The sequence below is a fragment of the Allofranklinella schreckenbergeri genome (assembly GCF_003703475.1).
Lineage (GTDB): Bacteria > Pseudomonadota > Gammaproteobacteria > Burkholderiales > Burkholderiaceae_C > Lampropedia > Lampropedia schreckenbergeri.
Map to the genome: position 1 here is coordinate 78,750 of NZ_RDQM01000007.1, position 23,911 is coordinate 102,660.

Genomic DNA, 23,911 nt, shown 5'->3' on the forward strand with positions numbered 1-23,911 from the left:
CTATCGTTTGACTTTTGGATTGATTGTTTTCGTTGAGGGGAGGGAGATTGCAGCACATTTCACGGCCTTTCCATCAACTTTGCAGGCAACTGATGCGGTAGGCCATTGTTACTTAAGAGCCTATTGAGGCCTGAGTCCCAATGGGCAAAAAATGGCTTGGGATGCGATGCAAAACACCACCTGCACCTACCATGCAGTCTTGGCTCAAAGCAGAGCGAGGGTTTTCTGGCGCTGCAGCCCCCAATCCGTTTTCTTGTCGGCCATACAAAAACTTTCAACAGACTGACAGCGTTGGCGCCACTCATGCCTTTCTTTTCCCATGCCCCAGATCGTCTATGTCCTGACCAATGAAGCCATGCCCGGCATCGTCAAGATCGGCATGACCGAAGCCGATTCGGTGGAATCGCGCCTGGCCCAGCTCAATGCGCACAGCGGCGTGCCGCTGCCGTTCGAGTGTTACTTCGCCGCGGAGGTGGAGGCCTGCCGCCGGATCGAGAGCATCCTGCACCAGTTGTTTTCCGAGCAGCGCATCAATCCGCGCCGCGAGTTCTTTCGTGTTGATCCGGAAAAGGTAGTGCTGGCAATCAGCATTGGCAAGTTCACGGAGGTCACGCCCGGACAGATCGCAGCCGATGCCGAGGATCGGCAGGCGCTGGAGAAGGAAAAGGCGCGCCGCCCGCGTATCCGCCTGGCCGCGCTCGGCATCCATCAGGGGGCGGTACTGCATTTCTCGCGCGATGAGGCCATCACCGCCACGGTGCAGCAGGACAACCGGGTGAGCTATCAGGGGCAGGAAATGAGCCTGTCGGCGGCGGCGCTGGCCGCGCTGCACCGGCTGGGCTATCGCACGCCTACGGCCAGTGGTTCGGAACATTGGCTGTTCGAGGGGGAGTTGCTCGACGAGCGCCGCCGCCGCATGGAAGCCGAGCAGTTCGACGCCAACGCGCCGGGCGCGAGCTGATCGCAGCTTTGCCGCCCATCCCTCCCCGCCCGGCCCAGCAGTGGGGCGGGGCGGCAGTCAAGCCCCTGCTTTCCATGCGCCAGCGCGCTGCAATTCGGTAGTACCCTCAGCGCCTTTGCATCCACCTGATCGATACCGTGACACCCCCTCGCCGTTCTTTGTTTTCCTACCTCCGCGCGGCTGTGGCCTCCTGGCTGCATTTGCTGCTCATGGGCATGACGCTGGTGCCTTTCGCCCTGGTTTTGCTGGTTGCGGCTTTGTTTGTGCGCGGCGAGCCGATTTACCGCATTGGCGTGGCGTGGCTGAACTGGTGCGTCAGCAGCGCCCGCTGGCTGCTGGGCATCCGCTACCGGGTGCAGGGGATGGAGCATTTGCCTGCCTTTGCGCGCGCGCCGCAAGGGGGCGAATCTGAAAGCCCGCCCCCAGGCGTGGTGCTGCTGGTCAAGCACCAATCGACGTATGAGACTTTTCTGATGCCGCTGGTGCTGCGCCATGTGGTGCTGTCCTACGTCTTCAAGAAAGAGCTGCTCTCCATCCCCTTTTTCGGCTGGGGCATTGGCCGCATGGACATGGTGCACATCGATCGCGCCACCGGAGCCAAGGCGTTCCACAAGGTGCTCGAGCAAGGCCGCCGCCTGATGGAGATGGGCAACTGGATCATCATGTTCCCCGAAGGCACGCGCGTGCCGCGCGGCGAAACGGGCACCTACAAAGCCAGCGGGGCGCGCCTGGCCGTCGATACGCAGGCCACGGTGGTGCCCGTCGCCGTGGCCTCGGCGCGTTGCTGGGGGCCGCGCGCCATCGTCAAATACCCCGGCGTGGTGGACGTTTCCATCGGCCCGCCCATCTCCACCGAAGGCAAAACAGCCAGCGAGCTGCTGGCGCAAGTGCAGGCGTGGATCGAGGCCGAAATGCGCCGCATCGATCCGCAAGCCTATCCGGAAAATACTTAAAATTACATTTCAAAAGAAAAATAATATGCCTATTTCGGCATGATGTACATAAAATTCAATTCACATTGATTTACAAATTTATCCAAACGCCATCTTGAATGCCAACACCCCCCGCCAGCCTGAGCCACCCGCACGCCAACCGGCAAATCCGCCTGAGCAGCGGGGGGCGAACCTTGCGCATCGGTTACGTCTGGACGGCCGCCGAGCGCCGCAGCGTCGGCATGCGCATCACCGCCGAAGGCTTGCAGGTGCGTGCGCCGCACTGGCTGCGCCCGGCCGATCTGGATGCCGCCCTGCAATCGCGCGCGGGCTGGATCATCGCCAAGCTCACCGAGCGCGCAGCCCACGCCCCCGCCAGCCCGGCGCAACCGGCCTGGAGCGATGGCGCTTACCTTGCCTGGCGCGGGCAGTGGCTGCGCTTGAGCCTGGGGCTGGCCGGGCGGCGCGCCGCCCTTCAGCGCTTGCCAGCACCTGAAGCCTTGCACCCCGCCCGCAGGCAGGCAGGCGCTGCCGCCATCGCCGCCTTGGCCGAGCCCTCACCCGTGCGCCAAGTGCTGCATCTGCCCCTGCCGCCCGACGCCCCCGCGCCCGCCATCGCCGCTGCTGCCGAGCGCTGGCTGCGCCAGCAAGCCCAGGCCCAGCTGCACGAAAGCGCCCAGCACTGGGCACCGCGCATGGGCGTGCGCCCCGCCCGCTTGGCGCTCACCAGCGCCCGCACCCGCTGGGGCAGCGCCAGCGCACAAGGGGCCATCCGCCTGCACTGGCGTCTTATCCACATGGAGGACGCGCTGTTCGACTACGTGCTCGTGCACGAGCTGGCACACTTGCGGGAAATGAACCACAGCCCGCGCTTCTGGGCGCACGTCGCAGCCGCCCTCCCCGACTGGGAACAACGGCGTCGCCAACTGCGGCGCATCGCGCTGGAAAACTGGCTGGATTGAGCAGCAGGGTAGGCAGCCAGGACAGCCCGTGTGTATTGGCAGGAGGCGGGCGCACACCCTCACCCCCAGCCCTCTCCCGCAAGCGGGAGAGGGAGTGCGCGGCGCTCTCCCTTCGGGCATACCCCAAAACGCACTCCCATCCCATGCCCATTGCCCCCGCCATTTGCCCCATATCCCCGGTTGGATTCGGTTCTAATACGCCTCATGCCCGCCCCCAATGCAGCCTACCGCCCCGTCACCCACTACGAAAACTTCCCCGTAGCCAGTTGGCTGTGCCCGGCCCATTTGCGCGCTCCCATTGCGGCCATCTACCACTACGCCCGCACCGCCGACGACATTGCCGATGAAGGCCAATTGCCCGTGGCCGAGCGGCTGCACCTGCTGCGCGAATACCGCCACTGCCTGCGCGGCGAAGCCAGCGCGCCGCCCAGCCACACGCACTGGCAGCCCATCATGGCCGCCGTGCACGACAGCATCGCCCGCTTTGGCCTGCCGCAACAGCATTTCGAGGCGCTGCTGGACGCTTTTGAACAAGACGTGCGCAAAACCGGCACCGGCCACGGCTACGCCGACCGCGCCGAGCTGCTCGACTACTGCGCCCGCTCGGCCAACCCCGTGGGGCGGCTGGTGCTGCACCTGCACGGCGTGGACGACGAAACCTCACTGCAACAAAGCGATGCCATCTGCACCGCCTTGCAGCTCATCAACTTCTGGCAAGACTTGCAGCACGACATCCCGCGCGGGCGTTGGTACGTGCCCGAGCAAGACGCCAGCGCCTTTGGCATCTCCCGCCCCACACAACAGCAAGCGCTGGCGCAAGGCCGCCAGCCTGCCGCGCTGACCAACCTGATGGCCGAGCTGGTGCAATGGACGCGCGCCTGCATGGAACAAGGCGCGCCGCTGGTGCACCGCCTGCGCGGGCGCACCGGCTGGGAGCTGCGCGTAGTCGTGCAAGGCGGCCTGCGCGTGCTGGAGAAAATGGAGCAATCGGGCTACGAGTGCTACATCCACCGCCCCACCATCACCCGGGGCGACATCCCCACCTTGCTGTGGCGGGCCTGGCGGATGTGAACAGGGATGCACAGATCCCAGCAGAGGAGAGAAAGAACGAGCGGATGGCCCGCCCAACGCCATGCAGCGCGTCCAGAAAATGGGCATCCGCCCGCACCCAGAAAAAAAGGCAGGCCCCTGCGCCTGCCTTGAAACCCTGGCGGCTACGCCGCTCCATCAGGGGTTGGAGCGCACCAGGCGAACCCGGTTGGTGTTGTGAAGATAACTTTCATCCACCGTGCCGTACTGAAAGTTGACATGCCGAACGCCATAAGGCGAAGGCGTCGAAGTCAAGTAGTGGTAGCTGGTGGCCGTTGCCGGGAACACCGTAGCGTCAATGACTGGGTCGAAGCAGGCACGATCCACCAGACTGAACAACTCCTTGACGTTGGGCAAACGCCACCCCGGCTGGCTTTTGGCATAGGCCCAGGCGGCGTCGTAGTTCATATCCGTAGCCCTGCCAGTGCAAGTCTCGCCGTTCCAGGTCTGGCCCGCGCTGCAACGCTGCCAAATCAGGCCGGTTCGGGTATCGAGCACCTCAGCGCCGTTGGGCACAAAACGCCCTGGCTGCGTACTGGGGCAGGCCTGGGCAGCAACGGCTGCCAGAGTACAGGCACCAACGGTCAAGCGAAGAGCGGTCGTGAAATGGGAATACATGGTGGGTTCCCCTTTAGAAAGAAAAGAAAAACAGAGAAAACAAAGCCTGGGCCGCAAAAGCACGGGGGGCGCAACCGGCGCCAAAAACCGTCGCCCTTTTTGCCAGCACTCAAGCCGCAGGCATGGCATCACCGGCCGGAGCGCACCAGGCGCACCGCGTAGGAGAAGGACCGCGAGTCATCATCGACGTCCCCATCATCGAAGTTGATGTACCAGGCTGTGTTGCTGGGGTCCCGCGATTGGGCGTCTGAGGTCCAATAACGCTCACGCTGTGTGTGGGGGAACCACTCCCTATTGATGTGCACCTTCCAGCGGGATTTGCTGTAGTCCACCAGGCCATGCAGCTCCTCGGCAGTGGGCAGGCGCCAGTCGTGAAAGCCGCAAAGCCCTTTGGCATTGACGACATGCTGTATGTATTCGCTGACATCGCCCGCGCTGCCATCGCCCTGGTTGGTGTAGCGCAGTTCGAAATGCCGCAAATGGCCGGGGATATTGACCTTGCCTTCCCAGATCAGGCCCGTCACGTTGTCTTTGACGCACTCGGTGCGGTCGTAGCCAGGCACTTCGCTGTAACTCATGGGGTTGATGTGGGCGCGCATGCCATCCTGATTGCCCGCGCCACTCAGTGCAATGGCTTGGGCGCTGTTGCAAGGCACCCTGGCGTCTGTGCCGACTTGGAGACACTGCTGGTCGGTCACGCCCGTATGCGGCAGTTTCGGGGCCATGTCCTGCGGCGGCGTGGGCGTGCCAACGCGAATCGGATCGCCAGGCGCGGCCACCTGGTTGACGATGAAGTCGCGCACCTGCGCGCTGGTGTAAAGGCGGCTGGCGGTGACTTGCACCATCCAGGCGCGCACGGTGATTTCATCGTCTGCGTTGTACGTCGCCTGGAGGTTGCGCCCATCCATCTCGGGATCCAGCGCGCGCACAAACCGGTTGGCGGCGATGAGCTTGTTGCGCACCGCCGTCAAGTCCGGGCGCACGCCATCCTGCGCCCCTTTGAGGATGCTGTAAGCCAGATCGGTAGCGGTAAAGCGGCCATTGTTGAAGTTGTCGATGTAGTACTGACGGCCTGCGGCATCGGGCGCGGCGCCAAACAGGGCCAGGTAAATCTTGTCAATCACGCTGCCAATGGTTTGCGCATTGATGGGGCCGTAAAGGCGCCCCGCCTCTCGAGCGCCTGAGAACTCGGTGAGCACCGCGCGAAAGTCGCGGCTGGCTACGTCAGCCCAGTAAAGCATGCCAGCCGGATCGCCCGGGCGTTGGTAAAAGGCCAGGTAAAGCTCCTGCACGCTTTGCAGGGCGGGGGGCAGCGCATCATTTGACGCACTGGCAGGGGCCTGGGCAGACAGGGCAAGCATGGCCGCCAGGGCTGTTTGGGTCAGCCAGCGCACAGAGCGCTGGCGGGGCGTGGATTGCATGGTGAAAGCCTCCTTCACTTGGTTGCAGGTTGGGGGAAGAAAACATGGCGAATACGCGGCTGGCATGTGCAAGCGCGCAACGTGCGCCAGGCCACGAGCCGGGCCACGCCAGAAACGCAAAAAACCCGGCGGCGCTGTAAAGCGCGGCCGGGCGAGCCAAGGAAACGATGGGAAAGTGCAAACGGCTGAAAGTTTTTCAGCCGGGCGGGAATGATTAAGAGAGGACGGTCAAACTTGCTGCTTGCTGCTTGCTGCTTGCTGCTTGCTGCTTGCTGCTTGCTGCTTGCTGCTTGCTGCTTGCTGCTTGCTGCTTGCTGCTTGCTGCTTGCTGCTTGCTGCTTGCTGCTTGCTGCTTGCTGCTTGCTGCTTGCTGCTTGCTGCTTGCTGCTCTCTACGCAACAACGCCCCAAGCGCGCCGTAGCGCGCTTGGGGCGTTGTTGCGTAGAGAGCTTGCATAGGCGGCGGATTGTATAGAGGCAACAGGCCGATCAACACAAAAAGCGATCGGGAAGAACCCCAATCAAACGCCCTGCGCGCCCCTATGCGCCGAACGTGCGTGCGCGCATGGACCGGGGCACAGCATCCCAAAATCACCACGTGATTGCGCGCGCCAGCGCCTCGATCTCTTGAGGATCATCCGGCGCAAGATCGAAGTGGTAACAGCGCGTCCTGTACGCATCCCAGACGCTGAACATGTGCGAGGCCTTTCTTGAATCGATGGCGTGGACTTTGATGTACAAGCGCTTTTCTTTCTCAAGCACACGGATTTCTTTCGGCTCGCCCTGCTGCATCTCAGGGACTACGCCATAGTCCAGACATTGCTGTTCCGTCATCTGGTCTGCTGACACTTCTGAGCCCGAGGCAATGCTGCACCGATTCGGATCCTCCCGGCCGCAAATGTACACATCAGACAAAAAGCGATCTTGCAGCATGCTGGCAAGATCGTTGGTAGAGAGCTTGTGATCGATCGCAAAGCCTTTGCGAAGCCTGTTTTTGAACAGGGCGCCCTCGTTCAGCTCTTTGGCTGCTGCCAGTGCCAGTTTGGCCCGCAATCCGTCGTTGACTTTATGGGCATTGATGCGCTCTTGCGTGATGACTTTTGTCAGGCCGATGCCTTTGGAGCGTTTCTCATGCAACTCACGCGCCATTTCGTCGACGCCTCGATCCGCCTGCTCAAGCAAAGCCTCTTCATCCACTGCTTTGCGTTGCTTGGCCGACGACTGCCCCTCCGGGGGTGCCGCGTACACACCGGGCGTTGCAACACTCAAGGCAGCCAGTGTGGCCGCCAGCAAGACATGTTTTTTCACGGTAATCCTCCAAAAAGTGTGTTGACGGGGCAGTCATTGTGTACCAGTGCCCGTGCAACGCCCTGGCGCTGCACCGCCGCACACGCATAGGCGAGCGCAACGGCACAAGGCCTTTCGAAGCCTGTTCAAAAGAGGGCTTTACTTCAACATCGCCAAGGGGTGCGCAATCGCGGGCCAGGGGCTTTCAAAGAAAGCGGCGACTTCGGCTGCGTCCACGTCTTCGATGCGGGCGGGTTTCCACTGGGGGTTCTGGTCTTTGTCCACCGCCAGGGCGCGGATGCCTTCGAGGGTTTCGCTGTTTTTCTGGCGCTCGGGGCGCAGGAACATGCAGTGGCGCACCAGGTCGCGCTCCATGCGCAGGTCCTGGGCCAGCGTCATGTTACGGCCGCGGCGGATTTGCTCCAGCACCACGTGCAGCATCAGCGGCGAGCGTTTGCGCAGGGTTTGCGCTGTCTCCTGCGCCCAGGCGTTGCCCGCCTGGCCTTCTTGCTCCAGCGTGTCGATGATGGCTTTGACGCTGGGCAGGCCGAAGATGCGGTCGATGTCGGCGCGCCGGGCGCTGGCGGGCGAGTCGGCGGCCACCCAGTGCTGGCGCACATAGCCTTCGATGGCTTCGGCGCTGGCGAAGTCGCCTGCCAGGCCGTCCCACACGGCTTGTTGCTGCGCGGCGGGCAGCAGGCCATCGGCCAGGTTGAAGGCGATGGCATCGCCGCCGGTGATGATGTTGCCCACCAGCGCCAGGTATTCGCCCACATGGCCGGGCGCGCGGCTGAGGAAGTAGCCGCCGCCGACATCGGGGAACAGGCCGATGCCGGTCTCCGGCATGGCCATTTTGGTTTTCTCCGTCACGATGCGCATGCTGGCGCCTTGGGAGATGCCCATGCCCCCGCCCATGACGACGCCATCCATGAAGGCGATGTAGGGCTTGCCCAGGTGGTGGGTGAGGTGGTTGAGCTGGTACTCCTCGGTGAAAAAGTCTTCCACGGCGGGATGGCCGTCGCTAGCGGCCTGGTGCAGAAAGCGGATGTCGCCGCCTGCGCAGAAGGCGCCAAAGGGGCCTTCCTTGCCTTGGCCGCGGATGGCGATGGCCAGCACGGCCGGATCACTCTTCCAGGCTTCCAGCACGCGGCGCAGCTCACGCACCATGCCCAGCGAGAGGGCGTTGAGCGCCTTGGGGCGGTTGAGGGTGATGAAGCCCACTTTGCCGCGGATTTCGGACAGCACTTCGGATGAGGTTTCGCTCACGGTTTGTCTCCTTGCTTGTTCAGTCGGGTGAAAGGGATGGCGGGCCGGCGGCCCAAGGTCAGCGGGCGATGGTAAGCCAAGGCGGCAGGCCCGAAACCGAGTGCCGCACCCAACGCAGCAGGCGAAAACGCCTGGCGGGTTGCTGCTGCGGCCAAATGGCGCACGAGCGGCCTGCACAGGCGGAGGGCCTGCAGGCGAGCGGCGACTTGGGGGGCTTTGCGGGGCCAGGCGCGCTTTACTTGGCCGCTGGCGCGTTGCGATCGATGCGTTGCAGGTAGTCGCGAAAGAATGCGCCAACCTGCGGGTGTTGCAGCGCCATTTCCACCGTGGCTTGCAAAAAGCCTTCTTTGCTGCCGCAGTCGTAGCGCTTGCCTTCATAGGCCAGGGCATAGACGGGCTTGTGGCGCAGCAGGTTGGCGATGGCGTCGGTGAGCTGGATTTCGCCGCCCACGCCTTTGGGCAGGTTGCGGATTTCGTCAAAAATCTCGCCCGCCAGGATGTAGCGCCCGGCTACGGCCAGGCGCGAGGGGGCGTTGGCGATGCTGGGTTTTTCCACCATGTGTTCGACGTGAGTGATGCGCGCATCCAACGCTTGGCCAGCGACGATGCCGTAGCGGGAGACTTCCTCCAGCGGCACTTCCTGCACCGCGAGGATGGAGGCGCCCGTTTGCGCATAGGCATCGACCATTTGCCGCAGCACGTTGGGGCCGCCGGGGCGGCCGGTCATCAAATCGTCGGCCAGCAGCACGGCAAATGGCTCGCGCCCCACGAGCGGCTCGGCGCACAGCACGGCGTGGCCCAGGCCCAGGGCGCGCGGCTGGCGCACGTAGGTGACAACCATGTCGTCGGGCTTGACGCTGTGCACGAGTTCGAGCAGGGCGGTTTTGCCCGCGGCTTCCAGCGCGCTTTCCAGTTCGTAGGCGGTGTCGAAATGGTCTTCAATGGCGCGTTTGTTGCGCCCGGTGACGAAGACCATGTGGCGGATGCCTGCGGCGTAAGCCTCCTCCACCGCGTATTGGATGATGGGCTTGTCCACCACATTGAGCATCTCCTTGGGCGCGGCCTTGGTAGCAGGCAGAAAGCGCGTGCCCAGCCCGGCAACGGGGAATACGGCCTTGCGAATGGGGGGATACGTGGCGGCAGCGGATGAGGGCATGGCAAATCCTTGCAAATCCTGGCGAAGTGGCAAAGCCCGGCAGTGTATGCCAAGCCGCAGGGCCTTTGGATCACCCCAATTTATCGATCAAAGGAAAAATAATCACATTTTTTCGGCAATTCTAGCATGAAGTGATTTTTCCCATGATTGAAATAAAGCGGCAGGACATCAGCGCGCATGCTGCTTGCGCCACAGCCACGGCTCCTGCGGCTTGGCCTGGCCCCACAAGCCCTTGCCGCTGCGGCGCGCTTGCGCTTGCAGGGCCACCAGCGCGGGGTAGCGCTGGGCTTCGTGGTGATACACCCAGGCCATGCCGGTGCCGACCATGCGCTGGGCCACGTCCACGCCGCCGCATTCGAGGTCGAGCAGCAAGCGGCCATATTGGTCGGTGCGCGGCTTGGGCGGCAGGGTGAAGCTGGCGCTCAGGCACAAGCGGGTGAGCGCCAGGCGCGCCTGTTGGCCGTAAGCCTGGCGCAGCTCAGGTGCGTCGATGGCGCGCAGACGCACTTTGTGCAGCGCGGGCTTGCGGCTGCCCTGGGTACAGCGGGCCTGGAGGGTGTCGCCGTCGGAGACTTTGGTGACGATGCAGGCCTGCGGCGTGCGGTTGCCGCCCAAGCCACCCAAAATGCCCAAATCGTCCAGCCAGGGCACATCCCACCAGCCGCCCGCCCAGCCGCCAATCAGGCCGCCGGCCAGGCCCAAGGCCGTCAGCACGGCCGCGCGCGCGCGCCGTCGCCATCGTTTCAGCATCTTGACCATTGCGGTGTCTGCCCTCCTTAGCCGTTGGGGCCGCCGTTTTGCCCATGCATGCCGTTGCAGCGCGCCAGCTCCAGAAACAGGGCGCTGTGGTCCAAATCCTGGTAGCCGTGCTGTGCGGCCTGGGCGAACAGCGCCTCCAGCAGCGTGGTGATGGGGGCCTGGTAGCCCAGCTCGGCGCTGGTGGCCAGGGCGTTGCGCATGTCCTTGAGCTGCACCGATAGGCGCCCGCGCGGGGTGAAGTCTTGCTCCACCATGCGCTGGCCGTGCAGTTGCAGGATGCGGCTGTCGGCAAAGCCGCCCGCAATGGCCTCGCGCACCTTGGCCGGATCGGCGCCGCCCTTCTCCGCCAGCAGCAGCCCCTCGGCCACCGCGCCGATGGTGATGCCGACGATGAGCTGGTTGACCAGCTTGGCCAACTGCCCCGCGCCGTGGCCGCCCACCCGCGTGGGCCGCCCCAGCGCGGCAAACACAGGCTGCGCGGCATCGAAATCGGCCTGCTCGCCGCCGACCATGATGGCCAGCGTGCCCGCCTCGGCCCCCACCGTGCCGCCCGAGACAGGCGCATCCAGCGCACGCACGCCGCGCGCGTGCAGCAAGGCCGCGTGCTCGCGCGCCTGGCGCGGCTGGATGGAGGCCATGTCGATGAACAAGCTGCCCGCGCGCATGGCATCGGCCACGCCCAGCTCGGTCAGCAGCAGGCGGCTGATGTCGCCGTTTTCCAGCATGGCAATGACCACATCGGCCTGCGCAGCGGCATCGGCGGGCCGCGCGTGCTGCTGCGCGCCCGCCGCCGCCAGCGGCTGGGCCTTGGCCGCCGTGCGGTTCCAGACGTGCAGGCGATAGCCCGCAGCCAGCAGGCGCTGCGCCATGGGCAAGCCCATCAGGCCTGTGCCCAGAAAGGCAATCGTTGGTTGCGCGTGTGTGTTGTGCATGGTGCAAAACCTCTTGAATCCCACAATTGCGCCGTACCCCAGCACAATATTTCAATCAAAAGAAAATCAACCTTATGCCAATCAGGCCGAAACAAGGTGATTCTCTTTCCTATTGATTTAAAAATCAAAACAACAAAACCCGCCAGGCAAGCCTTGGGCGCTTGCCTGGCGGGTTGGCCGGCGGTGTCGCTCCCAATGGTTACGGGCGCGCCACCTTCCACGCGCCGTTGAGCAGACCATCACCGAGCTTGTCGCCAGGCTTTTGGTCTTTGGCGAAGTAATACAGCGGCATGCCCTTGTAGGCCCACTGCTTGGCGCCATCGGCGCGGATGATGATGGTGTAGTCGCCCAGCGGCTTGGCCTTGCTGTCCACCGCCAGCGGGGGCCAGTTGACGGCGCATTGGCCATTGCAGACCGATGTGCCGCTGTGGGCCGTGTCTTTCGCAAAGGTGTAAAGCGTCATCCCCTTGGGGCCGATCAGCACGCCATCGCCCGACTGCGTGGGGCTGATGAGCGCCTGCTGCTGGGCCACATCGGCCTGGCTGGGCTGTGGGGACTGCTTGGGCGCGCTGCCGCATGCCGCCAGCGCAGCGGCCGCAACGACGATGGCCATCAGTTGAGTGGTTTGCATAGCCAATCTCCTCTTTCTTTGTTGAAGGTGGTCGAAAGCGGTCAGTGTAAAGGAGCTTTGCCCGCTGCCAACGCAGCCGAGCCCGCATGCCATCCGCCCCAAATATCCAATCAAAAGAAAATACCAATCAATACTATCAAGCCAAAATAGGTCAATTTTTATTCCCATGAAAAAAACCGATGGCCGCCTGCCCAGCAGGCCCCATCGGTTTTTTGAACGGGCGCTTACAGCAAGCGCGGCGATCAATGCGCTGCTTGCGCCTGCTCCCAGCGGGATTTGCATTGCACGCAGTGCTGCGTCATCGGCTCGACCTTCAGGCGCTCGAAGGGGATGGCGCAGCCGCATTCATCGCACAGGCCGTATTCGTCGGTCTCGATCAGCTCCAGCGCCCGCTCGATGCGGGCGAGATCGGCCACATCCAACGCGGTGAGCGCGCCATCGACTTCGCGCGTGATGTTCTTCAGCCGTGCGCTTTCGTCTTGCGAGACGCTGCCCGCAGTCACATCTGCGGGGGCCAAGTTCGCGCGGTTTTGCTCCATTTGCTGGTTGAGTTCCTGGCGACGCGCCTCCAGCAGGGCTTTCAGCTCTGCCCGTTGCGTTGCAGTGAGGGGGGCGGGTTGGCTCATAGTCAGACCTTTCATGAAATGTGGCTTTTCTCGGCAGGATAGCACCGGCTTGAGCGTCCGCCAGCCTTGCAAGCGCATTGCGAGTGCATTGCAAGCGCTCAATGGGCTTTTTCCTGGAGCTGGCGCGCGATCTCGCCTCTGCGCACGGGGGCAAGCAGCGGCTGGTGCCGGTGTGCGGGGTGCAAAACAAGGCCAGGCTGGCGGGCCAACCGGCAAGGCGGCCATGCCAGAATCCACCGCCGCCGCGCGCCGCACCTCTTGTCGGACATGCTGTGCAGCGCGCTGTTTGGCGCCCCGTTTGCGGGTCTTTCCCGGTCTTTGTTTGTTTTTGCACGCCACCATGTCGCCCTCCTCTGCCAGCCGCCACACGGCCCATTTACTGGCCCTTGCCACGATCACGCTGTGGTCCTCCCTCGGGGCGCTAGGCTCTTCACTCACGCATGTGCCGCCGTTTTTGCTCACGGGCCTGGGCTTGCTGGCTGGCAGCTTGATCGCCTTGCCCATGGTGCGTTTTGATCTGCGCCGCCTGGCCGTGCCCTGGCCGACGCTGGCCATTGGCGTTTATGGCTTGTTTGGCTACCACTTTCTGTTGTTCACGGCTTTTGGGCTGGCCCCTGCGGTGGAGGCCAATTTGCTCAACTACTTGTGGCCGCTTGGCATTGTGTTGATGGCGCCGCTGTTGCTGCCCGGCGTGCGTCTGACGCCCGCGCACATGGCGGCGGCGCTGGCGGGGTTTGCCGGGGCAGCCATCGCCATCGCGGGGCGCAGCAGCGGCACGGCAGGCGCGACGGATGCAGCAGGCGCGACGGATGCAGCAGGCGCGGCGCATCCGGCAGTGGGCTATGCCTGCGCGATAGGCGCGGCGTTCATCTGGTCCAGCTATTCGCTGTTGACCAAGCGCCTGGCGATGACGGGGCGGGATTTCCCCACCGCGGCCATTGGCACATTCGGGCTGGTTTCGGGCTTGCTGGCGCTGGGTTGCCATTGGCTGTGGGAGCCACGCGTGGCGCTGTCGCTGCGCGACATGGCGCTGATCGCCGCCCTGGCGCTGGGGCCGCTGGGGGGCGCGTTTTTCTTGTGGGACAAAGCCCTCAAACTGGGCGATGCCCGCCAAATCGGCGTGCTGAGCTATTTGACGCCGCTGCTCTCTACCCTGCTCTTGCTGTGGACGACAGGACGCCCGCTGAGCTGGAACGTGGCGCTGGCCACAGGGCTGATTCTGAGCGCCGCCGTAGTGGGCGCACGGGCACGCTGAGGCGCCAAGAGGGCCTGTTCAAAGGCGCGACACCAGCGCTTACCGCAACCCCAACACGTCAAACATATCGAACAGCCCCGTGCGCTGCCCGGCCAGGAACTCCGCCGCACGCAGGCTTCCTTGCGCATAACCAGCGCGGCTGGAGGCTTTGTGGCTGATTTCGATGCGCTCGCCCGTGCCCGCAAACAGCACGGTGTGATCGCCCACGATATCGCCGCCGCGCACGGTGGCAAAGCCGATGCTGGAGGGATCGCGCTCGCCCGTGTGGCCATAGCGTTCATAGACGGCGCAATCTTTCAGGTCGCGCCCCAAGGCCTGGGCGATGACCTCGCCCATTTTCAGCGCCGTGCCGCTGGGCGCATCGACTTTGTGGCGGTGGTGCGCTTCGATGATTTCAATGTCGTAGCCCGTGGACAAGGCCTGGGCGGCCATCTCCAGCAGCTTGAGCGTGACATTCACGCCCACGCTCATATTGGGCGCGAACACCATGGCGTTGCGCGTGGCGAAATCGGCCAGTTGGCTTTTCTGCGCCTCGCTAAAGCCGGTGGTGCCAATCACGGATTTCACGCCCAAGGCGTCGCACAGCGCCAAATGCGCCAGCGTGCCCTCGGGGCGAGTGAAATCGATCAGCACATCGGCGCCTTGCAGGCCCTGCTGGGCGCTGTCGCAGACGGTCACGCCTGTTTGCAGACCGGCAAACAGGCCCGCGTCTTGCCCCACGCGGGCGCTGCCCGGTTGGTCAAACGCGCCGCAAAGGCGGTGGCGCTGGCCGCGCGCAATGGCTTCGATCAGCATCTGGCCCATGCGGCCGCTGGCGCCTGCAACGGCGATGTTCAGAGAAGGGGTGTTCATAGGAATAGGGGCAATGCCAGGAAGGGGATGGACAAAGGCCCGCTGTTGCAGCAGCGGGCCTCAACGATGGGGAAAACAATGCGGGGATTGCAAGCGCCAATCTGCAAATGCGGGCGAGGGCGGCATGCCCTGGCCACGACCGGATGCGGCTTGCGGCTTGGCGCTGGGCTTCTTCACTCCAGAGGGGGATAGCTCAGGCGCGGTGGAGAGGCCTCAGCGGCCTGCTCGGCTGCCGGGGGTTGCCGATCGGCTGCTGGTGCAAAACGCTGGAGTTGCTCGGGCGTAGCCTCCAGACGCGGCACGCGTGGCTTGCGGTTGGCCTGGCCTAGCAGGGCGACGAACTCGTGCTCGGAAGGCATTTCGTCGCCTTCCACGCGATCAAGCACAAAGCCGCTGAAAAAGACGGTGAGTTTTTTCTCCTCAAACTTCAGCCCTTTGCGCTTGATGGTAAAGACGTAATCCCAGCGATCGGCGTGGAACACGCTGGTGACCAAGGGGGTGCCCAGAATATTGCGCACTTGCTCGCGCGACATGCCCGGCTGCAGGGCCTGCACTTGCTCGCGCGAGACAAAATTGCCCTGCACCACTTCGATTTGATAGGGGGTGATGGCGTTCACCATCCGGCCGCTGGCACGATCAACCGATGAGCACGCCGACAAGCCAGCCAGGAGCATGACCGCACACACCACTCGCGCACCGCCCAGCAGGGCCTGTTTTAAGCTCCAATCCATTGTCACCACCCGTGCCGATCCTGTGATTCAAAGTTATGATCAAGCGATTGTAGCGGCTGCTTTTGGCTGCGCCGGGGCCTGTGCACAGGTGCCATTTCACGATTGGATTTGCAATGACCAGCAATATTGAAGAACTGAAAAGCACAGGTCTGAAGGCCACTTTGCCACGCCTGAAAATTCTGGAAATCTTCCAGAAAGCCGAGCAGCGCCACATGACGGCTGAAGATGTGTACCGCATTTTGCTGGATGAGCGCTCCGACATCGGCTTGGCCACCGTGTATCGCGTGCTGACACAGTTTGAACAGGCGGGCATTCTGGATCGCCGCAATTTTGAAAGCGGCAAAGCCATTTACGAACTCAACGAGGGCCAGCCCCATGACCATATGGTGTGCACCGTCACGGGCAAGGTCGAGGAGTTTTACGACGCCGAGATCGACAGGCGCCTCAAGGAAATCGCCGAAGAGCGTGGCTGGGTGGTGCATGGCCACGCCATTACCATTTATGGCGTCAGCCCCGGCGTGGGCAACAACAAGTCTGGCGCGGCCAAGCCCGCAGGCAAGAGCAAAAAGGCCGGAACCTGACTTCCCGAGTCTAAATTACATTTCAAAAAGAAAATAAATATATGGCTTTAGGCATGGTACACCTAAAGCCATTTTTACTTTGATTTGGAATAAAGCCTCAATCCAAGGCAGACCGGTCGTTGGCTGCATCAGCCTCCATCGCCTCACGCTGGCGGCGGATGAACTCGGCATAGGTATCCACCCCTCTGAGCCGCAGCACATAGTTGCGCACAGCGGCTTCAACCAGCACGGCCAAGTTGCGCCCGGCCATCACCTGAATGATGGCTTTGTGCACGGGCACGCCCAAGATAGGCTCCATCAGCGGCTCGTGCGGCAGGCGCTCGTAATCGCGCTCCATCGTTTGGCGACGCACCAAATGCACAATCATGCGCAGCCGCATGCGTCGGCGCACGGCGGTTTCTCCGAAAATCGCGCGAATATCCAGCAAGCCGATGCCGCGCACTTCCAACAGATTGCGCAACAGCTCGGGGCATTTGCCCTCCAGCGCGTCCTGGCTGATTTGCACGATATCCACCACATCGTCCGCCACCAGACCGTGGCCGCGCGAGATCAGCTCCAGCCCCAGCTCGCTTTTGCCCAGCCCAGACTCGCCCGTGATCAGCACGCCCACGCCCAAAATATCCATGAACACGCCGTGCAACGTGGTGCTGGCCGCAAACAGCTTGAACAGGTAGTTGCACATCACGTCGATCACATACGCGCCGGACTCTTGCGTGGCAAACAGGGGGATTTGCGCCTGCTCGCACATCGCCATCAATTCGGGCGGCGCTTGCTGGCCTTCGGCGAGAACCAGCACGGGCGGCTCCAGCTCCGTGATGCGCGCCACGCGCCGCGCGCAGTCGGCCCGTGTGGAGCTGGTGAGGTAGCGGATTTCCCGCTCGCCCAGCACTTGTGCACGAAAAGGGTGGATGTAGTTGAGATACCCGACCAAATCGGCGCTGGCCCGCGCCGATTGCACCGCGCGCTCGTCAAAACGCCTGGCATAGGCGGCGCGCCCGGCAATCCACTGCCAGCCCAGCATATCGGCAAACTCATCAAAAATGGCCTGGGCGCTAACAGTATTGGGCATGGCGAACACGGCAAAAGCGCGCGATCAAAAAAGCGCACAAAAACGCGCGATGGGGAAAGGGGGGAAAGAAAATCAGCCCGCTTGCAGCTCGGGCGAGCGCCAATGCGCAATCAGGTCGTGCAATTCCTGCGCATCGTTGGAGGCGATCAAGGCATCGCGCAAATCGATATCGCTGAGCATTTGGGCGATTTCGGCCAGGATTTGCAAATGCTCCTCAGTCGCCGCTTCCGGCACAAGGAGAAAGATCATCAGGCTCACCGGCTGCTCGTCAGGCGAGCCAAATCCAATGGGCTGCGCCAGGCGGAACATGGCAGCCATGGGAGCATGCAGCCCCCGAATACGCCCGTGGGGAATGGCCACGCGGTGACCCAGGCCCGTGGAGCCTAAACGCTCGCGCGCAAACAGGCTTTCGGTCACCACCACTCGCGAGAGGCCATGCAGGCTCTCGAACAGCAGGCCCGCCTCCTCAAAGGCGCGCTTTTTACTGGTGACATCCACACTGACCAGCACGCGCTCGGGCGGAAGAATGGAAGATAGACGATTCATAGTGGGCGAATATTATGCCTATGCGAGCGTTTGACAATAATTTACAGGTATTTCCTCTTTGCAAGAGGCGATCACTTGGGTAGAAAGCCTGTCCCCCGCCAAAAAAAGCCAGCCAGGCATTGCTGGCTGGCTGTCGAGAGGGGCGCTTGGGCGCGAGGATAGGGAGCACATTTCAAGCCCCATCCTCACGCCGCCAACGCTTCAGGCGGAGAGCGTTTTCTTGTGCGCCTGATGGTCGTGGTCTTTGATCTTGTCCTTGAACTTGACGATCTGGCGATCGAGCTTGTCCACCATCTCGTCAATTGCGGCGTACAAATCCTCATGCGAGGTTTTGACGTGGATATCTCCTCCTTTGAGCAGCATGGTGCATTCGGCGCTTTGGCGCCCCTCTTTTTCCTTGGTGTTCTCCAGCGAGAGCAACACACGCACGTCAATCACCTGGTCGAATCGTTTGGTCACACGGGCCAGCTTGTTGCTCACGAATTCCTTGAGCGCAGGCGTGACTTCCAAGTGGTGTCCGCTGATAGTGAGGTTCATAAGGCTTGCTCCTTTTCATTGATCCACTTGCGCGGCTCCGCAGCATGGGCTAGCCAGCCGGGCCGCACCTCGCGGCAAAGTGACCCAAAACCACTCTGCCGTGCGCGCACTATGCGCCGCATGCGCGCGAATGGCAAGTGCGAATGCAAGCGCGCCCAGACTTTGTTCGGTTATCCACCCAGAAGGCTTGCACCCAACACTTATGGGCGAGAATACGCGGTGAACTTCGGGGGCCTGCCCGCTTTGCGCAGGCCCTTGTTTTGCTGGCTTTCTGCGTTCAGACCATGACCTCCGCCCTGCACACTTCATCCCTGAAATCGCTGCCGCTCTTGGCGCGCGGCAAGGTTCGCGACAACTACGCCGTTGGCGACGATCGCATTTTGATGATCGCCAGCGATCGCATTTCCGCCTTTGACGTCATCATGGGCGAGCCTATTCCGGGCAAAGGCGTGCTGCTCACGCAAATGGCGCTGTTCTGGTTCGACAAGCTCGCGGGCATTTGCCCCAACCACCTGACTGGCGAGGCGCCCGAGAGCGTCGTCACCGCCGACGAGCTGCCGCAAGTCCAAGGGCGCGCCATGCTGGTCAAACGCCTCAAACCCCTGCCTATCGAAGCGGTGGTGCGCGGTTACCTGGCTGGCAGCGGCTGGAAGGAATACCAGGAAAGCCAATCCGTGTGCGGCGTGGCCTTGCCGCCAGGGCTGAGCAACGCCGCGCGCCTGCCCGAGCCGATTTACACCCCGGCGGCCAAAGCCGCCGTGGGCGAGCATGATGAAAACATCAGCTACGCCCGGACGGTGGAGATGGTGGGCGAGCCGCTGGCCGCGCAAATCCGCGATACCAGCCTGGCCTTGTACAAAAAAGCCGCTGAGCTGGCTTTGGCCAAGGGCCTGATCATTGCAGATACCAAATTCGAATTCGGCCTGGATGCCGACGGCACGCTGACGCTGATGGACGAAGTGCTCACACCCGACAGCTCGCGTTACTGGCCCGCGCAAGAGTACGAAGCGGCCTTCCAGGCCGGTGCAAACCCGCCCAGCTACGACAAGCAATTCGTGCGCGACTGGCTGGAGGCCGTGCGTATCAACGGCCAGCCCTGGAGCAAAACCCCGCCCGCGCCGCGCCTGCCCCAGGAAGTGATTGAAAAAACCGCCGCCAAATACAACGAAGCCATGCAACGCCTGACGAGCTGATCGGCGCGCTGACAGAAAGCAGAAAGGCCCCGCACAGGCATGTCCTTCATCGCCCATCCGCAGTTCATGGAGTTTGCCGATCCGCTGCCGCTCAAAAGCGGCGCGCAGATCGGCCCTTATGGCCTGGCCTATGAAACCTACGGCCAGCTCAACGCCCAGCGCAGCAATGCCGTGCTGGTGTGCCACGCGCTCAACGCCTCACACCATGTAGCGGGCAGCTATGAGGGCCAGCCTAAAAGCGAGGGCTGGTGGAACAACATGATCGGCCCGGGCAAGCCGCTGGATACCAACCGCTTTTTCGTCATCGGCATCAACAATCTGGGCTCCTGCTTTGGCTCCACCGGCCCCATGCACGAAAACCCGGCCACGGGCCGCGCCTGGGGGGCGGATTTCCCTGTCGTCACGGTGGAAGACTGGGTGGCCGCACAAGCGCGCCTGCTGGATGCGCTGGGCATCGAGCAACTGGCCGCCGTCATGGGCGGCAGCCTCGGCGGCATGCAAGCGCTGTCGTGGACGTTGCAATTCCCCCAGCGCATGCGCCACGCCCTGGTCATTGCCAGCGCGCCCAATCTGACGGCGGAAAACATCGCCTTCAACGAAGTCGCGCGGCGCGCCATCGTGACCGATCCGGATTTTCACGGCGGCCATTTCTACGAGCACGGCGCCGTGCCCCGGCGCGGGCTGCGCATTGCCCGCATGGTCGGCCACATCACCTACCTTTCGGACGATGTGATGAACCAGAAATTCGGCCGCCAACTGCGCGAAGGGCTGGATTTGCGCTACAGCACGCAGGACATCGAATTTCAAATCGAAAGCTACCTGCGCCACCAGGCCGACAAGTTCAGCGAATACTTCGACGCCAACACCTATTTGCTCATCACCCGTGCGCTGGATTACTTCGACCCGGCGCGCGACTTCAACGGCGATCTCAGCCTGGCGCTGGCGCGTGCGCAGGCCAAGTTCCTGCTCATCAGCTTCACCACGGATTGGCGCTTTTCCCCTGCGCGCAGCCGCGAAATCGTGCGCGCCCTGCTGGATAACCAGCGCGAGGTCAGCTACGCCGAGATCGACGCCCCGCACGGGCACGACGCCTTTTTGCTCGACGACGCGCGCTACCACAGCCTGGTGGCCGCCTACTTCCAGCGCATTGCGCAAGAGTTGCAAGAGAAGGAGCGCGCATGAGCGACAGCCACACCATGCAGGCCATCGCGCAAATGGTGCCCACGCAATCGCGCGTGCTCGATCTGGGCTGTGGCGACGGCGCCTTGCTGGAATATCTGCAGAAAGAGCGCGCTTGCAGCGGCTACGGCGTGGAGCTCGACGATGCCAAGCTGCTGGCCTGCGTCAAGCGCGGCGTCAACGCCTTGCAAATGAACCTGGATCTGGGCCTGTCCATCTTTGCCGACGACAGCTTCGACGTCGTCCTGCAAATCGACACCTTCCAGCACCTGCGCAACGCCGAAACCATGCTGCGCGAAACCGCCCGCGTGGGGCGCGCCGCCATCATCGCTTTCCCCAACTTTGCGCACTGGGGCAACCGCCTGTCCATCCTGCGCGGGCGCATGCCCGTCACCCGCCGCCTGCCCTACCAGTGGTACGACACGCCCAACATCCGCGTGGGCACGTTCAAGGATTTCGAGATCCTGGCGCGCAAAAACCACCTGCGCATCCGCGACGCTTTCGGCTTGCGCAACGGCCAAGCCGTGCGCATGCTGCCCAATTTGCGGGCCACTACAGCGGTTTTTCACTTGGAGCGCGGCTAAGAGGTCGTCACAATTATTTCAAATCAAAATAAAAATTACTTTATGCATATCATGCCAAAACACGGTATTTTTGTTTCTTTTTGATTTATAAAAATAAACCGCCTGGCGAGAGAGCAGCCTCTCGCCAGGCGGTTTGGCCTTATGTTATAGGCTACTGCGCTTGACTCAATCCTGCGGGCGAATCAGCACATATTGCGCCCAATCGTCACGGCGCACCAACACGCTCAAGGGGCGTTTGGGATTGGCCTTTTGCATCGCTTCGCTGAAAGCCTGGTGATCCAGCACCTCCGTCTGCCCCACCGCCAATATCACATCGCCCGCTTGCAAACCCGCCTGCGCGGCCGCGCCCTGGACGGCCGTGACCCGCACACCGCCGCGCACGCCCAGCTCCTTCTTCTGCGCCTCGCCAAGCGACTGCACCGACAAGCCAAATGCTTCGGCCTTGGCGCTGCCTTGCTTTTCATCACCCTGGCTACGCGGCTGCGCTGCCTCGGCCACTTCACCGATGGTGATGGGCAAATCCACACTCTTGCCGTGGCGGAACACGCGCAAAGCGCTCGCCGTTCCCGGCGCGGTATCGCCCACCAGACGGGGCAAGTCCGACACACTCTCCAACGCCTTGCCATTGAAGTGGGTGATGATGTCGCCAGCCTGCACACCCGCTTTGGCCGCAGGCGAATCAGGCTCCACCGCAGCCACCAGCGCCCCGTTATTGCGGCGCTCCAAACCCAGGGATTCAGCAACGTCCGGATTCACCGGCCCAATGCGCACACCAATACGACCACGCACCACCCGGCCACCACTGCGCAATTGATCGCTCACCTTGATGGCCTCATCAATCGGAATGGCAAACGAAATACCCATGAAGCCGCCAGAGCGCGAATAGATTTGGCTGTTGATGCCAACCACCTCGCCTTGCATATTGAGCAGCGGCCCGCCCGAATTGCCCGGGTTGACGGCCACATCCGTCTGAATAAACGGCAAATAACTGCCCGTATCGCGCTGCTTGGCGCTGACAATGCCGGCCGTCACCGTGTTTTCCAGCCCAAACGGCGAGCCGATGGCCATCACCCACTGCCCCACCTTGAGCTGGTTCACATTGCCAATGCGCACGACGGGCAGGTTTTCTGCCTCGATTTTGATCAACGCCACATCGGTGCGCTCATCCGAGCCAATCACTTTGGCCTTGAACTCACGCTGATCGGTGAGCGTGACCAAAACATCTTCCGAATCCTCCACCACATGGTGGTTGGTCAAGATATAACCATCGGCGCTGATGATGAAGCCCGAACCCACACCGCTGGGCACCACGCGCGATGGCGCATCCGGCCCGCCACGGCGCGGCTGAGGCAGGCCGGGCACAGGAAAGCCGAACTGGCGGAACAACTCCAGCATCTCCTCATCCATGGAGCCACGCCACTGACGCGAAGGCATGCGCGCCGTCGTGCGAATATTGACAACCGATGGCCCCACAGCCTCCACCAAACGCGTGAAATCAGGCAACTGTGCCGCTGCTGACGCCACTGAGCCAGCTACTGGGCCAGCCACTGGCCCGACAACAACAGGCGCTTGTTGTGCATAACCAGCCGTTGCCACCAACGCAGCGCCTGCCACCAGGCCCAGCGCAGCCGTTTTGAGAGAGCCTTTAATTGATGCAGAAGTCATCCACGAATCCTTTTCTTGAAGTGACGAAACAGAGCGCTGAGAAAGCAATGCGAGCAATTGGTTCCGCAAATTGCGTGTGATTTTTCCCAAACCCACCCGCCATTTTGAGAGCCTGTTCAAGATTTCATCGGGGCCAAGCTGCCCGGCGCAAGCAACCACCACAGTCGGCTGCGGCTGAATTCAAAAGGCATAAAAAAGCCCCTCTGATGAGGGGCTTTTGACGCAAACCTTTCTACTGGGCCTGCATGAACGAAGGTATGAGGCCCTCCGTTCAACCGTCCTAGACACACCACAACTGGGAACACGCCCAGTTGTGGTGCGTTTAGTTGGCGCGTTGTTGCAGGGCTTGGCCCACCACTTCGATTTCCACGCGACGGTTTTGCGCGCGGCCTTCGCGGGTCTTGTTGGTAGCCACAGGATCTTTCTCGCCCTTGCCTTCTGCGTAAACGCGGCTGGCTTCGATACCCTTGTTCACCAAGTAGGCCTTCACAGCAGCAGCACGACGCTCGGACAGACCTTGGTTGTACTTGTCGGTACCGACGGAATCGGTGTGCCCCACAGCGATGATCACTTCCATTTGGAAGTTCTGGGCTTGCACGCGGCGTGCCAGCTCATCCAGTTTGGCACGGCCTTCAGGCTTGAGCGTGGACTTGTCGAAGTCGAAGAAAGCGTCGGCCGAGAAAGTCTCTTTCACCCAAACAGGCTCTTGAGGAGCAGGGGCGGGAGCGGGAGGAGGCGTCTGAGCCACGGGAGCCTGAGGCACCAAAGCGCCGTCGCAGCCAACAGCAGCCGTAGCGGGCGTCCAGAAAGCATTGCGCCAGCACAGTTCGTTGGTGCCGTTCACCCAGATCAGCTCGCCAGAGCCGTTTTGCCAGTTGTCGATGACCTTGCCGCCGTCAGCAGCTTGCACTTTGACTTGGCTACCATTGGCAAGAGTTTGCGCGTGTGCAGCGGCTGTTGCGAACGCAGCAGAGGCAAACAAAACCGCCACCATATTGAGTTTCTTCATAGTTCTCCTCTTGGGGAAAGGGCGCAGCCGCGCTGCGAGAGAAAAGGACGCCGTTGGCAGGGGATCCGCAC

26 protein-coding genes are annotated in these 23,911 nt (G+C 62.5%); 9 read left to right on the plus strand and 17 right to left on the minus strand.

The window, feature by feature from the left end:
* Positions 1-319 precede the first annotated feature (319 nt).
* The 4 genes from EBQ26_RS06830 (at position 320) to hpnC (ending at position 3,926) form a co-directional block, all read left to right on the plus strand.
* Positions 320-961 carry a GIY-YIG nuclease family protein gene (locus EBQ26_RS06830; protein WP_122238266.1) on the plus strand — a complete coding sequence of 214 codons (642 nt, stop codon included), beginning with the start codon at positions 320-322 and terminating at the stop codon, positions 959-961.
* Between the two features lie 209 nt (positions 962-1,170).
* Complete coding sequence (locus EBQ26_RS06835; RefSeq protein ID WP_122238339.1) at positions 1,171-1,914, plus strand: lysophospholipid acyltransferase family protein; 744 nt, start codon at positions 1,171-1,173, stop codon at positions 1,912-1,914.
* 98 nt (positions 1,915-2,012) lie between these two features.
* The gene (locus tag EBQ26_RS06840; RefSeq protein ID WP_122238267.1) at positions 2,013-2,855 is read left to right on the plus strand and encodes a M48 family metallopeptidase; all 843 of its coding nucleotides are present in this window, start codon (positions 2,013-2,015) and stop codon (positions 2,853-2,855) included.
* Between the two features lie 204 nt (positions 2,856-3,059).
* A complete protein-coding gene (gene hpnC, locus EBQ26_RS06845) occupies positions 3,060-3,926 on the plus strand; it encodes a squalene synthase HpnC (RefSeq protein ID WP_122238268.1) in 867 nt (288 codons plus the stop codon).
* Between the two features lie 156 nt (positions 3,927-4,082).
* On the opposite strand, the gene EBQ26_RS06850 is transcribed toward hpnC, so the two are convergent.
* The 10 genes from EBQ26_RS06850 to EBQ26_RS12945 all read right to left on the minus strand — a co-directional run bounded on the left by EBQ26_RS06850 (position 4,083) and on the right by EBQ26_RS12945 (position 12,639).
* On the minus strand, positions 4,083-4,562 hold the full coding sequence (locus EBQ26_RS06850) for an Lcl C-terminal domain-containing protein (protein ID WP_238944213.1): 480 nt from the start codon (positions 4,560-4,562) through the stop codon (positions 4,083-4,085).
* 128 nt (positions 4,563-4,690) lie between these two features.
* Positions 4,691-5,983 (minus strand): Lcl C-terminal domain-containing protein, encoded by a 1,293-nt coding sequence (locus tag EBQ26_RS06855; protein ID WP_238944214.1) that lies wholly within the window; start codon positions 5,981-5,983, stop codon positions 4,691-4,693.
* A 228-nt stretch (positions 5,984-6,211) separates the two neighbouring features.
* Entirely contained in the window at positions 6,212-6,439 is a 228-nt protein-coding gene (locus EBQ26_RS06860; protein WP_238944215.1) for a hypothetical protein, read from the minus strand.
* 134 nt (positions 6,440-6,573) lie between these two features.
* Positions 6,574-7,290 carry a hypothetical protein gene (locus EBQ26_RS06865; protein ID WP_122238271.1) on the minus strand — a complete coding sequence of 239 codons (717 nt, stop codon included), beginning with the start codon at positions 7,288-7,290 and terminating at the stop codon, positions 6,574-6,576.
* A 138-nt stretch (positions 7,291-7,428) separates the two neighbouring features.
* The gene (locus EBQ26_RS06870) at positions 7,429-8,535 is read right to left on the minus strand and encodes an enoyl-CoA hydratase/isomerase family protein (RefSeq protein WP_122238272.1); all 1,107 of its coding nucleotides are present in this window, start codon (positions 8,533-8,535) and stop codon (positions 7,429-7,431) included.
* Between the two features lie 235 nt (positions 8,536-8,770).
* Positions 8,771-9,691 (minus strand): UTP--glucose-1-phosphate uridylyltransferase GalU, encoded by a 921-nt coding sequence (gene galU, locus EBQ26_RS06875; RefSeq protein WP_122238273.1) that lies wholly within the window; start codon positions 9,689-9,691, stop codon positions 8,771-8,773.
* 168 nt (positions 9,692-9,859) lie between these two features.
* Complete coding sequence (locus EBQ26_RS06880) at positions 9,860-10,441, minus strand: thermonuclease family protein (RefSeq protein ID WP_122238340.1); 582 nt, start codon at positions 10,439-10,441, stop codon at positions 9,860-9,862.
* 26 nt (positions 10,442-10,467) lie between these two features.
* Positions 10,468-11,382, minus strand: a complete 915-nt coding sequence (locus EBQ26_RS06885; RefSeq protein ID WP_122238274.1) for an NAD(P)-dependent oxidoreductase — start codon at positions 11,380-11,382, stop codon at positions 10,468-10,470.
* A 199-nt stretch (positions 11,383-11,581) separates the two neighbouring features.
* Positions 11,582-12,013, minus strand: a complete 432-nt coding sequence (locus EBQ26_RS06890) for a COG4315 family predicted lipoprotein (RefSeq protein ID WP_122238275.1) — start codon at positions 12,011-12,013, stop codon at positions 11,582-11,584.
* A 242-nt stretch (positions 12,014-12,255) separates the two neighbouring features.
* Positions 12,256-12,639: a TraR/DksA family transcriptional regulator gene (locus EBQ26_RS12945; RefSeq protein WP_238944216.1), complete on the minus strand. Its 384-nt coding sequence runs from the start codon at positions 12,637-12,639 to the stop codon at positions 12,256-12,258.
* A gap of 340 nt (positions 12,640-12,979) precedes the next feature.
* On the opposite strand from EBQ26_RS12945, the gene EBQ26_RS06900 reads away from it, so the two are divergent.
* The gene (locus EBQ26_RS06900) at positions 12,980-13,894 is read left to right on the plus strand and encodes a DMT family transporter (protein ID WP_122238277.1); all 915 of its coding nucleotides are present in this window, start codon (positions 12,980-12,982) and stop codon (positions 13,892-13,894) included.
* Positions 13,895-13,933: 39 nt separating this feature from the next.
* Here the strand turns inward: EBQ26_RS06900 and dapB are convergent, their stop codons facing one another.
* Together dapB and EBQ26_RS06910 are read right to left on the minus strand one after the other, a co-directional pair.
* Positions 13,934-14,746: a 4-hydroxy-tetrahydrodipicolinate reductase gene (gene dapB / locus EBQ26_RS06905; RefSeq protein ID WP_122238278.1), complete on the minus strand. Its 813-nt coding sequence runs from the start codon at positions 14,744-14,746 to the stop codon at positions 13,934-13,936.
* Positions 14,747-14,919: 173 nt separating this feature from the next.
* Entirely contained in the window at positions 14,920-15,420 is a 501-nt protein-coding gene (locus EBQ26_RS06910; RefSeq protein WP_238944217.1) for an outer membrane protein assembly factor BamE, read from the minus strand.
* Between the two features lie 170 nt (positions 15,421-15,590).
* On the opposite strand from EBQ26_RS06910, the gene fur reads away from it, so the two are divergent.
* Positions 15,591-16,058 carry a ferric iron uptake transcriptional regulator gene (gene fur / locus EBQ26_RS06915; RefSeq protein WP_122238280.1) on the plus strand — a complete coding sequence of 156 codons (468 nt, stop codon included), beginning with the start codon at positions 15,591-15,593 and terminating at the stop codon, positions 16,056-16,058.
* Between the two features lie 97 nt (positions 16,059-16,155).
* Here fur and hprK read toward each other — a convergent pair whose 3' ends face one another.
* From hprK to hpf, 3 genes are all read right to left on the minus strand, one after another.
* Complete coding sequence (hprK, locus tag EBQ26_RS06920; RefSeq protein ID WP_122238341.1) at positions 16,156-17,127, minus strand: HPr(Ser) kinase/phosphatase; 972 nt, start codon at positions 17,125-17,127, stop codon at positions 16,156-16,158.
* 72 nt (positions 17,128-17,199) lie between these two features.
* The gene (locus EBQ26_RS06925) at positions 17,200-17,673 is read right to left on the minus strand and encodes a PTS sugar transporter subunit IIA (RefSeq protein ID WP_122238281.1); all 474 of its coding nucleotides are present in this window, start codon (positions 17,671-17,673) and stop codon (positions 17,200-17,202) included.
* 201 nt (positions 17,674-17,874) lie between these two features.
* On the minus strand, positions 17,875-18,210 hold the full coding sequence (gene hpf / locus EBQ26_RS06930) for a ribosome hibernation-promoting factor, HPF/YfiA family (RefSeq protein ID WP_122238282.1): 336 nt from the start codon (positions 18,208-18,210) through the stop codon (positions 17,875-17,877).
* Between the two features lie 284 nt (positions 18,211-18,494).
* Between hpf and EBQ26_RS06935 the strand changes: the two genes are divergently transcribed.
* The 3 genes from EBQ26_RS06935 to metW are packed head-to-tail and all read left to right on the plus strand — an operon-like array spanning position 18,495 to position 21,166.
* Positions 18,495-19,403 carry a phosphoribosylaminoimidazolesuccinocarboxamide synthase gene (locus EBQ26_RS06935; protein ID WP_122238283.1) on the plus strand — a complete coding sequence of 303 codons (909 nt, stop codon included), beginning with the start codon at positions 18,495-18,497 and terminating at the stop codon, positions 19,401-19,403.
* Positions 19,404-19,442: 39 nt separating this feature from the next.
* A complete protein-coding gene (gene metX, locus EBQ26_RS06940; RefSeq protein WP_122238284.1) occupies positions 19,443-20,585 on the plus strand; it encodes a homoserine O-succinyltransferase MetX in 1,143 nt (380 codons plus the stop codon).
* Positions 20,582-21,166 carry a methionine biosynthesis protein MetW gene (metW, locus tag EBQ26_RS06945; protein WP_122238285.1) on the plus strand — a complete coding sequence of 195 codons (585 nt, stop codon included), beginning with the start codon at positions 20,582-20,584 and terminating at the stop codon, positions 21,164-21,166. The genes metX and metW overlap by 4 nt, the downstream gene beginning before the upstream one ends.
* Before the next feature lie 165 nt (positions 21,167-21,331).
* Here metW and EBQ26_RS06950 read toward each other — a convergent pair whose 3' ends face one another.
* A complete protein-coding gene (locus EBQ26_RS06950) occupies positions 21,332-22,831 on the minus strand; it encodes a DegQ family serine endoprotease (protein WP_122238286.1) in 1,500 nt (499 codons plus the stop codon).
* Positions 22,832-23,153: 322 nt separating this feature from the next.
* On the minus strand, positions 23,154-23,840 hold the full coding sequence (ompA, locus tag EBQ26_RS06955; protein ID WP_122238287.1) for an outer membrane protein OmpA: 687 nt from the start codon (positions 23,838-23,840) through the stop codon (positions 23,154-23,156).
* Between the last annotated feature and the right edge of the window lie 71 nt (positions 23,841-23,911).

Bases quoted from the DNA above. Each gene is read 5' to 3' on its own strand.
- ompA (WP_122238287.1), bottom strand. From the start codon at position 23,840: ATGAAGAAACTCAATATGGTGGCGGTTTTGTTTGCCTCTGCTGCGTTC.
- EBQ26_RS06860 (WP_238944215.1), bottom strand. From the start codon at position 6,439: ATGCAAGCTCTCTACGCAACAACGCCCCAAGCGCGCTACGGCGCGCTT.
- EBQ26_RS06910 (WP_238944217.1), bottom strand. From the start codon at position 15,420: ATGCTCCTGGCTGGCTTGTCGGCGTGCTCATCGGTTGATCGTGCCAGC.
- EBQ26_RS06840 (WP_122238267.1), top strand. From the start codon at position 2,013: ATGCCAACACCCCCCGCCAGCCTGAGCCACCCGCACGCCAACCGGCAA.
- EBQ26_RS06890 (WP_122238275.1), bottom strand. From the start codon at position 12,013: ATGCAAACCACTCAACTGATGGCCATCGTCGTTGCGGCCGCTGCGCTG.
- hpf (WP_122238282.1), bottom strand. From the start codon at position 18,210: ATGAACCTCACTATCAGCGGACACCACTTGGAAGTCACGCCTGCGCTC.
- EBQ26_RS06835 (WP_122238339.1), top strand. From the start codon at position 1,171: ATGGGCATGACGCTGGTGCCTTTCGCCCTGGTTTTGCTGGTTGCGGCT.
- dapB (WP_122238278.1), bottom strand. From the start codon at position 14,746: ATGAACACCCCTTCTCTGAACATCGCCGTTGCAGGCGCCAGCGGCCGC.
- EBQ26_RS06935 (WP_122238283.1), top strand. From the start codon at position 18,495: ATGACCTCCGCCCTGCACACTTCATCCCTGAAATCGCTGCCGCTCTTG.
- hprK (WP_122238341.1), bottom strand. From the start codon at position 17,127: ATGCCCAATACTGTTAGCGCCCAGGCCATTTTTGATGAGTTTGCCGAT.
- metW (WP_122238285.1), top strand. From the start codon at position 20,582: ATGAGCGACAGCCACACCATGCAGGCCATCGCGCAAATGGTGCCCACG.
- fur (WP_122238280.1), top strand. From the start codon at position 15,591: ATGACCAGCAATATTGAAGAACTGAAAAGCACAGGTCTGAAGGCCACT.
- EBQ26_RS06900 (WP_122238277.1), top strand. From the start codon at position 12,980: ATGTCGCCCTCCTCTGCCAGCCGCCACACGGCCCATTTACTGGCCCTT.
- EBQ26_RS06850 (WP_238944213.1), bottom strand. From the start codon at position 4,562: ATGTATTCCCATTTCACGACCGCTCTTCGCTTGACCGTTGGTGCCTGT.
- EBQ26_RS06880 (WP_122238340.1), bottom strand. From the start codon at position 10,441: ATGCTGAAACGATGGCGACGGCGCGCGCGCGCGGCCGTGCTGACGGCC.
- EBQ26_RS06855 (WP_238944214.1), bottom strand. From the start codon at position 5,983: ATGCAATCCACGCCCCGCCAGCGCTCTGTGCGCTGGCTGACCCAAACA.
- metX (WP_122238284.1), top strand. From the start codon at position 19,443: ATGTCCTTCATCGCCCATCCGCAGTTCATGGAGTTTGCCGATCCGCTG.
- galU (WP_122238273.1), bottom strand. From the start codon at position 9,691: ATGCCCTCATCCGCTGCCGCCACGTATCCCCCCATTCGCAAGGCCGTA.
- EBQ26_RS06830 (WP_122238266.1), top strand. From the start codon at position 320: ATGCCCCAGATCGTCTATGTCCTGACCAATGAAGCCATGCCCGGCATC.
- EBQ26_RS06925 (WP_122238281.1), bottom strand. From the start codon at position 17,673: ATGAATCGTCTATCTTCCATTCTTCCGCCCGAGCGCGTGCTGGTCAGT.
- EBQ26_RS06950 (WP_122238286.1), bottom strand. From the start codon at position 22,831: ATGACTTCTGCATCAATTAAAGGCTCTCTCAAAACGGCTGCGCTGGGC.
- hpnC (WP_122238268.1), top strand. From the start codon at position 3,060: ATGCCCGCCCCCAATGCAGCCTACCGCCCCGTCACCCACTACGAAAAC.
- EBQ26_RS06885 (WP_122238274.1), bottom strand. From the start codon at position 11,382: ATGCACAACACACACGCGCAACCAACGATTGCCTTTCTGGGCACAGGC.
- EBQ26_RS12945 (WP_238944216.1), bottom strand. From the start codon at position 12,639: ATGAGCCAACCCGCCCCCCTCACTGCAACGCAACGGGCAGAGCTGAAA.